Raw genomic sequence first — 12,848 nt, 5'->3', positions numbered from 1 at the left:
AAAAATATTTAACTAAAATTGCCCCTGTATTTTGAAAAATAATAATTTGGATACTGTTTGGATAGTAGGAAACCGTTCTGATGCTGTTGAGATAGCTAAAAGCAATAGTTTACGTGTAATATTGTTACACGATAAAAAAATAAAAAATCACAAGGCTGATACCTTAGAACAAGTTTCTTTTACATGGTATAAACAAGAATGGGAGTGTTTTGTTGAAGATTTATTAAAAAAAGAAACTAATCCAATTGCTATTCTTGCACCAACTGAAAAATCTGTACTTCCTGCTGCTTGGATAAGTGATACACTAAATTTGAATCATCATATTTCCACTCAAACTGCCCTATCTTGTACACACAAACCTACTATGAAAAGAGCAGTCAAAAATGCTTCAATTCCTTGTGCAGAATTTTTAGAAAATGAAGAGGGAAACAATAAAATTTCTAAACAAGAACTTCTTGATAAACTTGGTTTGCCTATAGCTTTCAAAACCTGTACAGGTTCAGGAAGCAGAGGAGCTTTTATTGTTAAGACAGAAGAAGAAATACCTAAATTTTTGAGAAAAGGATATATGGCAGAAAGCTTTGTAGAAGGAGTTGAATGTAGTGTTGAAGCAGTCGTGCAAAATGGAAAAGTGCTTTTTCAAAATATTACAGAATACACAGAGCCTAAGTTTGCCAATCTTGTTCCTGCTAGTTTTTCATCAAAAATTCAGTACAAGATTTTTGAGTTTAATGAAAAAATAATTGCAGCTTTAGGAGCAAAAAATGGAATTACACATACAGAAGTCTTTATTCAAAATTTAGATACAGAAAATAATAATACTAAAGAAATTAATTTAGTTTTCGGAGAAATGGCTCTTCGCCCACCAGGAGGATATATTATGGAACTTCTGAAACTCTCTTATCAAAAAGATTTTTGGCAGATTTGGTTAGATTGCTTTTTAGGAAATAAAATAAATATGAGCGAAATCAAAACTCATTTTTATAGTGGTTTGCGTATGTTTCATCCCTCAGCAGGAACTTTGAAGTCTATTAAAGGAAAAGAGTTTATTAAATCTATAAAAGAATTACAAGAATTCACACTTTCTGTGAAAGAAGGTTCAGAAATCAAGAAACGAGAAGGCACAGGACAAAGTGTAGGACATATAGTAATAAAAGGAACAAACCAACAAAAAATCAAATCTTTATTGGAGGAAGTAAAGCTGAAGGTTACTTTTGAAATGAAATAAAAAAACCACCCTCTTCAAAGAATGAAAAAGATGGTGTTTATTCTGCACTAGCGAAAAAGAACCTAGTTGTATTTAGCATTGTTGATGACTCCCTGTGTTATTTCTACTGAGGAGTTTAAAGAACAAGACTTTGTCTTAAAAGTACCACTAACTGTCTTATTAGTAGTATCAATATTTGTAATAACAATTTGACTACCTTCGTTTGAAGCACAAGTATTCGAAATAAATGTACTACCACCAATTGGAAGTGTACGATATAACACCGAAGGAACAATATTTACACCACTACTATCAACAGAAGCATTTAATGGTTGTGTTCCGACCTCTGCTTTGAAGGAAATAACAAGTGTTCTTCCATTACCACTTGCTGCCGTCAGAGAAATATTATCTCCTGTTTTGATTCCAGAAGAAAGTGATGATGCGTTCCACGGTTGCCCGTCAATAAGTGCAGAAATCACAGCTTCAGGGTTTACTTCATCATCACCTTGACAAGACCACAACGAGAATGTAAAAGCTAAAAGTGTAATTAAAAGTGCTGTATTTTTCCAATTAAATTTCATAGATTTTTTTATTAAAATAAGTAAGAGAATAAGATATATTAATTAACTGTTTTTTGTGAATGTAAATTGAAAAAGCTACAATAATAGCTACAAAAACTAGCGCAAAAATCAATATATCAGTGATTATACATAAATCAAAATTCTTAAAAGAATGTAAATATACATTATTTCATTTTTGTCTATACGCTCAAAGCTCAAAAAATGCTGCTTTATTCTACAAAAATAATTTTGCCCACAAAACCTTCACTTCCATCTTGCCTAGAAACATAGACCAAATATACTCCACTTTTAGACTTTACGTTATTATAATCTGTTCCATTCCAAGTAGCTGTGCCTCCAAAAGAATTAGTTTCATAAACTAACCTTCCACTTATATCAGTAATCTTGACGTTTGCATCTTGGGTAAGTCCTTCAATAGCCACTACACCATTAAACTCTGGTCTTACAGGATTAGGAAATATTTTTATATTGGAGAAATCTATTTTGGCTGCTGTTGATGTTCCACGATAAGAAATAATTCCATTTGGAGTTGCAATAAATACTTCGCCAGTTTCGTCTTGCACCTCAATATCCAAAATTTCATTACTAAAAAGAGGACTGTTTTCTACTGTGAAATGTAAAAACTGCTTAGAAGCATCTTCTGCAAAAAGCCACGCACCATTTCTAGTCCCAAACCACTTTCTATTCCCTCCATCTAGTGAAATATTGGTAATGGTTTCATCTCTTAATAACTGCCTAGACTCAAAAAAAACATCTCTAGCATTCAAATCTTGAGACTGAAACAATCCAAAAATATCAGAAAAAGTACGTACACTGGCACTCGTTTCGGCTGGTGTTCCTATCCAAATCACACCATTTTTATCAGATTTGAGAGCTGTTACGTTATTAGAAGCTAAATTTCCTGCATTTACAGATTCTATCAAAATTTTGTTTTGTCCTTCCTCATTAAAGACCAAAATTCCTCCTTGTACGAAACGACTAAGTCTTGCCCAAATAGTGTTGTTTTCATCAATTTCTAAAGAAAGTGGAAAAGTAGTTCGGGTTTGATTAAATCTAAATCCTTTCCAAGCAGAAAAAGCATCGTCATTTGGTTTTTTTCTAAGATAAGCATCCTCTATCAAATTACTCCCAGACATAGCTATCCAAAGATTGCCCAAATTATCACTTTCTACATCAATTACTCGGTTGTGAGGCAAAGGAGAATTAGTAGAATCTAAAACTGAAAAAGTATCATCAGCTAAATTCCAAACCAAAATACCATCTTGAAGAGAAGCAAAATAAATTCTGTTTTCTGTTTCTGAATAGGTTGCTCCCACCAAATCTCTGACATTCGGAATCAGTTTGCTCGTAATATCCTTGTTTTCAGCATTATAATTTGTCCATTCTCCATTCTCAAAAACATAAAAGCCTGTCGTTCTGTTAAGTGGTCTGAATGGTTCTGTATAACCTCCCGAAAAAGCAATAATTTTACCTTGTGCTTGTATAAATCCCCACGTGTTTTGACTGTATGTTCCAGAAGGAAAAAGAGAAACAAACTCATTATTTGTGCTATTATTTGTAAGTAATCCTGTTCTATTATCTGCTATCCAAAGATTACCATTTTCAGAAATAGCTTGACGAGGAGCTTTTATCAACTCATTTTCTATCTTATTTACTTGAAAAGAAGACGCAGAGCTTTCTATTTGATACATTCCTGTTTCAGATGATAAAAAAAGACGTGTTAAATTTGTTTTATCTTCACTTATATCATACACAGATGAAATAGGGATTTGGGAAATTTGATTACTATTTGTGCCATTATAACTAAAAACACCTTCATTTTGGATGGAGAAAAGAACTGTTGCACTACCAGAACCAATAGATTCTACTACTTTGTTTTGTGTAGAAGAGATAGTTTGCCAGTTTCTAAAATCATTTTTATTGACTGAAGAATTGAGTGAAATATAACGTACCCCTTTTTCAGTAGCTGCATAAATAATATTGTCTTGAATAGTAGTTGCAAATATTTTGATTGTTTCACCATTTTCTCCTAAGTTTTGATACGAATTTCTGATGCGTTTGTTTGTAGGGTTTTCTACGTCAATTTCTAAAATACCAACATTCGTACTTATCCAAACAACATTTTGAAGATAGTAGATATGATAGATTTGTTTGTCTAAAATAGCTGCATCTTCAAAAAAAACAGGAAAATTCTTGATTTCATCATCTGAGAGAAAATCTATATTACCATTTTTATAAGCAATCAGTAGTTGTTCTATATTGGGTAAATATTGTAAGTAAGCGATTCCAATATCTGAAAGTCCATCTATTCTTGAAATGACTTCAAGGCTAGAAAACTCTTTATCATAAAAGAATAAGCCATTTTGCGAAGCCACATAAACTTTTTCTTGACTTGTAGCTACTGTTTGTGCATCAAAATAAGTAAGATGTGTACGCCATTCGCCTAGAGCTATATTATTTTCATTCTGTGCAAATAGTACGTTTTGATACAAGAGAGTAAAATAAATAGTGGAAAGCAGCAGGAGGAAAAATAAATTCTTGTAAATGAAGAAGTTATTTAAACTATTTTTTTTATTTATTATACTTTTCATAGATTTTTTATAAACTTATAGATAAAATTTTCATAATGCAGAACGCATATTTATTCACGTTTCAAAAAAACAAAATTAATTTTAATTAATCTTTGCTTTTCTGATTTTTTAAGTATTATTTTGTGCCTTTAATTGTTGGAAGTTATGCAAGGTGTACTACTTCTTTCACAACTTAAAACTTACTAACTCTTTTAGTTCTTTAAAAGAACGACTCTTTATTAAACAAAAAAAACATGAAAACTATTAAAACTCTTGCTTTTGCTTCTCTTGTAGCTTTTTCTACTTTGGCTTTTACTGCTTGTGGTGGTACAAAATCAAGTGATGAAGCTGCTGCTGATACTACTGTAATCGAAATTGACGAAACTCTTATCGACGAAACTGTTGATGACGCTTCTAATATGATGGAAGCTACTGTTGATTCTACTGCTGCAGGAATGGAAGCTGCTATGGATTCTACTGAAGCTGCTGTTGAGGAAGCTACTGACGGAATGTAAAACATATAAATAGCTAGTTAAAAAAGCTATTTTCATAACAAATAATTAAAGACTATCATTTAGAAAGTGGTGGTCTTTTTTTATATCTTCAAAAAAGAAATAGTTAAGGTAGTAAATTATAAATTTATTTTGTATTTTAGAGTGTTCAATTATTACTATATAAAGTTACAAAACTATGCAACTCTCCAAAAAACTAGGTTTCTTTAGTGCTTTTTCGCTTCCCTTTATGCTTATTTTGGGGTATAATTTGGGAGGAATAGGAAATTACCTAACCATTTTATTTGTTTTTGGTGCAATTCCACTTTTAGATTATTATATCGGAACAGATACAGAAAATATTGAGAAAGAGGATGAAAAAGAACTTAGTCAAGAGCTATTTTTTAAGTTTGTGCTTTATTCTTGGGTTTTCATTCAACTCGGAATCTTGACTTGGGCAATGAGTATTATCATTTCTAATACGCTTGTTTGGTGGGAAGTGATTGGATTTACTATCTCATTAGGATTGGTAACAGGAGGTGTAGGAATTACGGTAGCACACGAACTTGGACATAAGACAGATAAGCTAGACCAATTTTTCAGCAAAGTTTTGCTCTTTACCGTTGGTTATATGCATTTTTTCATCGAACATAACCGAGGACACCACGTTTGGGTAGCTACACCACATGATGCAGCCACATCACAAAAAAACGAATCCTTTTATAATTTTTGGATAAGAAGCGTTACAGAAAGCTACAAACATGCTTGGAAACTAGAAAACAAAAGACTAGAAAGAAAAAATATATCAAAGAAAAGTAGTGAGAATGCAATGATTTGGTACACAGCTTTACCTATTTTGGGAGTAGTTATTTCTACACTTTACTTTTCAGTTCATAAAGGTAGCTTCGCTTGGGAGATTCCTATTTTCTTGATTTGCCAAGCTATTATTGGTTTTTCACTTTTAGAAGCTGTTAATTATGTAGAACATTATGGAATTGTCAGAAAAGAAATTACTCCTAATCGTTATGAAAGAGTAAATCCATTTCATTCGTGGAACAGTAGTCATAAAGTAAGTAATTTTATCTTGTTCCAACTTCAACGCCATTCTGACCATCACGCATTTGCTACTAGAGAATATCAAGTTTTGAGGCATTTTGATGAAAGTCCACAACTTCCTTCTGGTTATCCTACTATGATTTTGATGGCTCTTATTCCTCGTCTGTGGTTTAAGAAAATGAATCCTATTTTAGAACATTGGAAAGAGGCTGTTTATGAAAAAGCGAGTTAAAACAAAAAAATCCCTTCATTCAATAGAATAAAGGGATTTTTGCTTTTAATTAAAGTAATGAGAATAGATTACTCTTCGATTACGTTTAATTGAATTTCTGGTTGTACTTCTTTGTGAAGATAAACAGAGATTGTGTATTCTCCAAGCATTTTAAGTTCGTTTGGCATCGTGATATTTCTACGATCCACTTCGAATCCTTTTTCTTTAAGAACTTCTGCAATCTGAATAGGAGTAACTGCACCGAAGATTTTGCCAGACTCACCTGCTTTAGTACGAATTTCTAAAGTCAAGGCTGCTAACTGGTCGCCCAATGTTTGAGCATCTTCTTTATGTTTGGCAAGCTTACGAGCTTGTTGGCGCTCAGTTTCAGCTACCGATTTACGGTTTGATTCTGACGCTACCATAGCAAGTCCTTGTGGAATAAGATAGTTACGAGCATAACCAGGTTTTACTGATACGATATCGTTTCTATCTCCTAAGCCTTTAACGCCTTGTTTTAAGATAATATCCATAATCTATTTTTGAATTATAGGTTTTAATAAATAAAATTAGGAAAGAAGGCAGGCTTATTTTCCGTTGTCATCAACAAATGCCAATAGACCTAAGTGTCTTGCACGTTTAACAGCTTGTGCTACTTTACGTTGGAATTTGAGACTGTTACCTGTAATACGACGAGGTAATACTTTACCTTGGTCGTTTAAGAATTTTTTCAAAAACTCAGCATCTTTGTAATCAACATACTTGATACCTGATTTTTTGAAACGACAATATTTTTTGCGACGCTCTTGTCTTGAGCTGTGGATTGGTTCGTTGATTAAAGGCATAATCTATGAATAGTTTTTTTGATAAAAGAAATAAATAAAATTCAGAAAAGTTTTTCTAAACGAAGGAATAAAAATTAAATCAATACTGATTTTCAAACTATGAATTATAAATTAAACTACATCCGTAATTTGTAATCCGTAATTGATAATTGTTATTTATCTTCTTTTAGGTTTTTCGTTTTCTTCTTCTTTAGGAGTTTCTTTCTTTTTATTAAACTCTCCATTACGACGACGCTCATTAAAAAGCATAGAATGCTTGTCAAGAGCTACCACTAAATGGCGCATTACACGTTCTTCACGCTTAAATTCTGTTTCCAAACCTTTCAGAAGTTTTGGTTCAGCTTCAAACTCAAAGTAGTGATAATGTCCACTATGTTTCTTTTGCATCGGATAAGCGAGTTTTTTCAAACCCCAGTTCTCACGATTATAAATGTTAGCACCGTTTTCCGTCAAGTAGTTGTAGAACTTATCGCTAATTTCTTGCAACTGATCTTCGGACGCAACGGGCGTGAGAATAAATGTTACTTCGTAATTTCTCATACCAAATCAGTTAATAGTGTAAAAAAAATGAAGTGCAAAGGTAAGACTTTATTTTTTGATTTGCAAAACTTGCCTTGTATTTTCTTTTAAGCTTTTATCCAGACCCTACTACGATTTTTTTTTGTATTCAGACCTTTTCAATTTTTTGACAAAAATTTCTAGCTAATCCTACCAATTTTTTCGCCCTATCTGTAATTTCATTTAGCCTTTCATTGAAATCTTTAAGTTACTCATTGTTGCTTTAAATAACTTTGTATTAATCAATTACAAAAAAATAATACAATGATTAAAAAAATTTTTGGACTTGCTCCCACAAAAGAAAAGAATGGCTCAGGTTACATCCCCTCCCCAATAGGAAGAAGGTTTGGCGTAGATAAAGTAAGTGGTTACAAAGCGACTGATTTTGCCAGTAAAAAATATACAGGGAATAAAAAGATAATGGTGCTGTGTACCGAAGAACGCTATTTTGAAATGACCAATGGCAAACATTTTTCTACAGGAAATAATGTACAAGAAACCATGGTACCGTTGATGCATCTTGTTAATGGAGGGTTTGACTTTGATGTTATTACTCCAACAGGTAAAGCTGCTATACTTGAAGAGTGGTCTGTACCTGTTAATGATACGGCAGTACTGAAATTCAGGAAAGAAAATCAGTCTAAGTTTGACAAGCCACTTTCGCTCAAAAATCTTGTAGATACCAACAAGTTGAATCAAGAGTCAGATTATATCGCTGCTTTTCTTCCAGGTGGACACGGCTCCATGATTGGGTTGCCTGAAGATAAAAATGTAGGCAAACTCCTTCGCTGGATAGAAACTTCTGGTCATTATCTTGTCGCTGTATGTCATGGACCTGCTGCTATGTTGGCAAAAGAAAACAAGAATGAAACTAACCCTTACAACGGCTACAAAATGGTGGCATTCCCAGATAAATTTGACAAGCAATCGCCATCATTAGGTTACTTGCCTGGGCAACTTCCATGGTTTCAATGTGAGGAACTTGCAAAAGAAGGTATTACGATAACAAATGATAAAATAACTGGTGCTACTCATATTGATAGAAAACTTATTTCGGGAGATAGCCCCAAGGCTTGTGATGAGCTAGGGAAAATAACGGTGGAAGCACTGTTTAAGGAATTGCAGGTATCATAAATGTACATAATCTTATTAAAATATGGAAATTCTAAAGCACTTTGAAACTTATATTGATGCTCAGAAAGCAACAGGAATGCAGTTTGTCATTTTTGGAATATTGCTTCTAGTAGCAGCTATTGTTCTACATTTTAGTCAGCTAAATCCTATTACTTTGGGTTTAAGAAATGGTTTTTTTGTAATAAGTATTCTACTTATTGCTAGTGGAGTGGGGTTTACTCTGAATCAGAATAAACTCTTGAAAACCAAAATAGAAACGTATCAAACAAACAAAAAAGAATTTGAACAACAGGAGATTGACAGAATGCAGCAGGTAAATAAAAGTGTACCTAAAATCATTATTACTTTATCTATTGTTCTTATCCTTTTAGTCTTAGCTTTGATATTTTTCATCCATCCACCCTTTTGGAAAGGTGTATCATTTAGTGTAGCTATTTATCTTCTAGGATTATTAATTCTTGAGTCTATTTCTTTTCTCTCAGTCAAAAATTATTTAGAATCACTTTTAAACTAAAAAACTATGAATAAGACAATTTTAATTACAGGAACAAGCTCTGGAATCGGAAGAGCTACTGCCAAATTATTTCAAAAAAAAGGGTGGAATGTGATAGCCACCATGCGTTCACCAGAAAAAGAATCTGAGCTTAATGTGTTAGAAAATACATTTGTTACCAAGCTAGATGTGTTGGAGTTAGACACAATAAAAAGTGCCATTAAGGAAGGAATTGAGAAATTCGGTAAAATTGATGTGGTACTCAATAATGCTGGGTATGGTTTGATGGGTACTTTTGAATCTGCAAAACGTGAAAGCATTATGCGCCAATTTGCTGTAAACGTACAAGGACTCTTTGATGTAACGCAACAGGCACTACCTCATTTTAGAAAAAATAAAGACGGAATGTTTATCAATATTTCTTCTGTGGGTGGAAGAATGACTTTTCCATTAATGCCCTTATATCATTCTACAAAATGGGCTGTTGAAGGATTTTCTGAATCGTTACGATGGGAAATGGCACAAATTGGTGTAAAAGTGAAAGTGATTGAACCGGGAGGCGTAGCAACTGATTTTGGAGGCAGGTCATTGGATATGCAACACGACCAAGAGCTTACTGAATACAATGAATTTGTGAACAACTTTATGACTGCTATGGCTCAATCAATGAATCCTGAAACTATGACAAAGCCAGAACAAATCGCTGAAGCTATCTTCGAAGCTGCAACAGATGATTCAGACAAACTACGTTATAGAGCTGGTGCAGATTGTGAGCAATTGTTGGGTGCAAGAGATAAAATGACTGATGAAGAGTTTTTTGCCACACAAAAACAAATGCTAGGACTGTAAATATCATACTTTAAAGAATGAAATAAGCCTTTAACTCTACTACTAGACAAAAAAGATTGACTCTTTATTTTCATATAGGTAAGTTTCGTAGAGCAGACCGTTTGTAGTCAAATCTTTAGTTTTTAATAGACGGTCTGCGTTTTGGGATTGACCTATTTAGTAAAAATGTCTAGTAGTATAGTCTTCAACTTATTTCTCACTAAAAAATAAACATATGGAACACTATGAAATAAATTCAATCAGCCAAGCTCATGAAGCTGTTGGACTACCGAAGCCGAAGCATCCTTTAGTTTCAGTAGTACAAACTAAAGATTATAAACCAGTAGTTAATTTTACAGGGCTAAAAGTAATTAATAACCTGTACCAAATTACTTTAAAACATTTAGGTTGTGGCAATCTATTTTACGGAAAAAACTCTTATGATTATGAAGAAGGAACTTTAGTTTTTACTTCTCCAGGACAGGTAACTATTTTTGAAGGAGAAATGCCAACAGACAATACAACCAATGAAGGTTGGACACTTGCTTTTCATCCAGACTTAATCAGAAAATCAAATCTAGCAACCAAAATTCAAGAATATTCCTTTTTCAATTATGATGTCAATGAAGCTCTGCATCTTTCCGAAGATGAAAAGAAAACCATTGAAGAACTTTTAGAAAAAATAATCACAGAATACAGCCAAAACTTGGATAGACATAGTCAAAATCTGATTATTTCAAATATAGAATTGCTTTTAGATTACTGTACTAGGTTTTATGACCGTCAGTTTTATACTCGTTCTAATCTGAATGTAGATGTTATTTCAAAGTTTGAAAGTATTTTGAAAAAATACTACGACGGTAAAGATGATTATGAAATCAGTATTCCAAACGTAAAATTCTGTGCTAGTAAGCTCAACCTTTCACCTAATTATCTAAGTGATTTATTAAAAAAGGAAACAGGAAAAACAGCCCAAGAGCATATTCATTTATTCATCATAGAAAAAGCCAAAAACAAACTTTTGAGTTCCTCTGATTCAATTAGTGAAATTGGTTATGGACTAGGATTTGAGTATCCACAACACTTTAGTAATCTATTCAAATCAAAAACTGGATACAGTCCAAGTGAATACAGAACTCTGAATTAATTGAAAAAACTCTTGACATTACAAAAAATGAAAAACTATGACACGTCCAAAAATAGGTTTTATTACAATCCTTACAGTAATTCTACTAGCTTTTCTAATGAGCTGTTCAGACAAAGACAAAAACTCATCTGATACTGAGCCGAATGAGCCACTCCCTTTTCAAGAGCTTTACGACCAAGGAATAGATAGGTATTTAGGCACTATCACTCCAATATCTTCTACAACAACTGGAGCAGTTACTGAACATACTTTTAGTAGCGTAGATGGTCCTGTCTGTTTTACAGGCAATGAGTTTTCAATGTTTACAAGAGATGGAAGTAGTGATAACCTATTGATTTTTTTGCAAGGAGGAGGATTTTGTAGCCCAGTAGCTTGTGCAGCCATACCAACTCCTATACCACTTATTCCATTTGGAATACTAAGCCCTTCTGACTCTCAAAATCCTACTGCAAACTACAATGTGGGTTATGTACCGTATTGTGATGGCTCTTCTATGATGGGCGATAATGAAGTAGATAGTGATGGAGATGGTGTAAATGATAGATTTTTTAAAGGTATTCAGAATTTATCGGCTTCATTTGATGTGATTTTTAAGAAATATCCTTCGCCAAATAAAATTGTATTGGCAGGAAATAGTGCAGGAGGTTTTGCTGTTCATGCTGCTTTGCCTTTAGTACGAAAACTTTATCCTAATACAAAAATTGAAATCATAAATGATTCTGGACTGGGAATTTTAGATACTGGAGGAATGGAAACTTTGATTGAATACTGGAATGCTAGTGCTTTTTTTCCTGCAAGTTGTACAGAGTGTATAGGAACAGATGGAAACTTGACAGATTACCACAAATACCAACTCAATCAAGACCCTAATATTCGCTTGGCATACATTAGTTCGAAACGAGATTCTACTTTTGCTGCCATTACAACAGGAGGAGCAGCAGCTTTTGAAACACAACTTTTAGAAGCAACTTCTGAACTCAACACAGCTTTCCCCAACCGATTTGGAAGTCTAATAGCAGACGGCAACGACCATACTTTCCTTCTTAGACGGTTTGATTTTGAAATAGGTGGCGTAACCGTTAAAGATTGGCTTAGTCAAATGCTAAATGAAGAAGAGAGTTGGGAGTCTTTGAGTGATTAAAATTGGTTTCAAAATAATATCTGCTTGTATGAAAGTTAATCTCTTCTGATTTGGTGGATATATAAATTGTAATAATTTGAACGCATTTCACTTGAACAATAGATTAATGAATATCGGGCAATATTAGATTTGAATTTATCAATATTTTCTTCTACTAAAAGGTCTTTCTCCAACTGAGAGGTATAAGCTAAGACATAATGACACTATCCTATCTCGTTCAGGATTGGACATATGGCTCTAAAATAGAACTCATCTATTTACCTACTTATTCACCTAATCTAAACTTGATTGAAAGGCTTTGGAATTGTTAAATCAGCGAAGCTAAATTTATGAGAAAAAAAGTTATTGATTACAATTACTATGAGACCTTTGAGAAGTTTAGGACAAACGTCCTTGCATTTTTTCAACATATCGACGATTATATAGATGAACTGGAAACACTCCTAGTTGCCAATTTTTACGTCCAATTTTCCAAAACCAATTTCTATTGAGTATAGAATACATAAACTAGAGTTTAGACTTAGGAGATTGTGTATTCTATTTTAGAAAAGTTCTCAAAATTATGAAAACAGAACGCCTTTCGTGC

At 33.2% G+C, this 12,848-nt stretch carries 14 protein-coding genes and 1 pseudogene; 9 read left to right on the top strand and 6 right to left on the bottom strand.

The window, feature by feature from the left end:
- The first annotated feature begins 31 nt into the window (after positions 1 to 31).
- Complete coding sequence (locus WAF17_RS13805) at positions 32 to 1,228, top strand: ATP-grasp domain-containing protein (protein ID WP_338760543.1); 1,197 nt, start codon at positions 32 to 34, stop codon at positions 1,226 to 1,228.
- 62 nt (positions 1,229 to 1,290) lie between these two features.
- Here WAF17_RS13805 and WAF17_RS13800 read toward each other — a convergent pair whose 3' ends face one another.
- Together WAF17_RS13800 and WAF17_RS13795 are read right to left on the bottom strand one after the other, a co-directional pair.
- The gene (locus WAF17_RS13800; RefSeq protein WP_338760541.1) at positions 1,291 to 1,788 is read right to left on the bottom strand and encodes a DUF6252 family protein; all 498 of its coding nucleotides are present in this window, start codon (positions 1,786 to 1,788) and stop codon (positions 1,291 to 1,293) included.
- Positions 1,789 to 1,997: 209 nt separating this feature from the next.
- Positions 1,998 to 4,280: a two-component regulator propeller domain-containing protein gene (locus WAF17_RS13795; protein ID WP_338760538.1), complete on the bottom strand. Its 2,283-nt coding sequence runs from the start codon at positions 4,278 to 4,280 to the stop codon at positions 1,998 to 2,000.
- Between the two features lie 332 nt (positions 4,281 to 4,612).
- Between WAF17_RS13795 and WAF17_RS13790 the strand changes: the two genes are divergently transcribed.
- Both WAF17_RS13790 and WAF17_RS13785 read left to right on the top strand, forming a co-directional pair.
- Positions 4,613 to 4,873, top strand: a complete 261-nt coding sequence (locus tag WAF17_RS13790; protein ID WP_338760535.1) for a hypothetical protein — start codon at positions 4,613 to 4,615, stop codon at positions 4,871 to 4,873.
- 175 nt (positions 4,874 to 5,048) lie between these two features.
- The gene (locus tag WAF17_RS13785; protein WP_338760532.1) at positions 5,049 to 6,137 is read left to right on the top strand and encodes an alkane 1-monooxygenase; all 1,089 of its coding nucleotides are present in this window, start codon (positions 5,049 to 5,051) and stop codon (positions 6,135 to 6,137) included.
- A gap of 68 nt (positions 6,138 to 6,205) precedes the next feature.
- Here the strand turns inward: WAF17_RS13785 and rplI are convergent, their stop codons facing one another.
- The 3 genes from rplI to rpsF all read right to left on the bottom strand — a co-directional run bounded on the left by rplI (position 6,206) and on the right by rpsF (position 7,501).
- Positions 6,206 to 6,649, bottom strand: coding sequence for a 50S ribosomal protein L9 (gene rplI / locus WAF17_RS13780; RefSeq protein WP_338760529.1), 444 nt, complete (start codon positions 6,647 to 6,649; stop codon positions 6,206 to 6,208).
- Positions 6,650 to 6,703: 54 nt separating this feature from the next.
- A complete protein-coding gene (gene rpsR, locus WAF17_RS13775) occupies positions 6,704 to 6,961 on the bottom strand; it encodes a 30S ribosomal protein S18 (protein WP_338760526.1) in 258 nt (85 codons plus the stop codon).
- A 156-nt stretch (positions 6,962 to 7,117) separates the two neighbouring features.
- Complete coding sequence (rpsF, locus tag WAF17_RS13770; RefSeq protein WP_338760521.1) at positions 7,118 to 7,501, bottom strand: 30S ribosomal protein S6; 384 nt, start codon at positions 7,499 to 7,501, stop codon at positions 7,118 to 7,120.
- Positions 7,502 to 7,783: 282 nt separating this feature from the next.
- On the opposite strand from rpsF, the gene WAF17_RS13765 reads away from it, so the two are divergent.
- The 6 genes and pseudogenes from WAF17_RS13765 to WAF17_RS13740 all read left to right on the top strand — a co-directional run.
- Positions 7,784 to 8,653 (top strand): DJ-1/PfpI family protein, encoded by an 870-nt coding sequence (locus WAF17_RS13765; protein ID WP_338760519.1) that lies wholly within the window; start codon positions 7,784 to 7,786, stop codon positions 8,651 to 8,653.
- 22 nt (positions 8,654 to 8,675) lie between these two features.
- Positions 8,676 to 9,167, top strand: a complete 492-nt coding sequence (locus tag WAF17_RS13760; RefSeq protein WP_338760517.1) for a hypothetical protein — start codon at positions 8,676 to 8,678, stop codon at positions 9,165 to 9,167.
- Positions 9,168 to 9,173: 6 nt separating this feature from the next.
- Positions 9,174 to 9,995: an SDR family oxidoreductase gene (locus tag WAF17_RS13755; protein ID WP_338760514.1), complete on the top strand. Its 822-nt coding sequence runs from the start codon at positions 9,174 to 9,176 to the stop codon at positions 9,993 to 9,995.
- Between the two features lie 214 nt (positions 9,996 to 10,209).
- A complete protein-coding gene (locus WAF17_RS13750; protein WP_338760511.1) occupies positions 10,210 to 11,121 on the top strand; it encodes a helix-turn-helix domain-containing protein in 912 nt (303 codons plus the stop codon).
- Positions 11,122 to 11,158: 37 nt separating this feature from the next.
- The gene (locus tag WAF17_RS13745; protein ID WP_338760507.1) at positions 11,159 to 12,262 is read left to right on the top strand and encodes a pectin acetylesterase-family hydrolase; all 1,104 of its coding nucleotides are present in this window, start codon (positions 11,159 to 11,161) and stop codon (positions 12,260 to 12,262) included.
- A 206-nt stretch (positions 12,263 to 12,468) separates the two neighbouring features.
- Positions 12,469 to 12,564: pseudogene (locus WAF17_RS13740) on the top strand (transposase); the annotation flags it as partial.
- A 76-nt stretch (positions 12,565 to 12,640) separates the two neighbouring features.
- Here WAF17_RS13740 and WAF17_RS13735 read toward each other — a convergent pair.
- Positions 12,641 to 12,766: a hypothetical protein gene (locus WAF17_RS13735; RefSeq protein WP_338760504.1), complete on the bottom strand. Its 126-nt coding sequence runs from the start codon at positions 12,764 to 12,766 to the stop codon at positions 12,641 to 12,643.
- Between the last annotated feature and the right edge of the window lie 82 nt (positions 12,767 to 12,848).

The organism is Bernardetia sp. ABR2-2B (genome assembly GCF_037126435.1).
GTDB lineage: Bacteria > Bacteroidota > Bacteroidia > Cytophagales > Bernardetiaceae > Bernardetia.
This window is presented reverse-complemented; position numbering and strand designations above follow the sequence as displayed.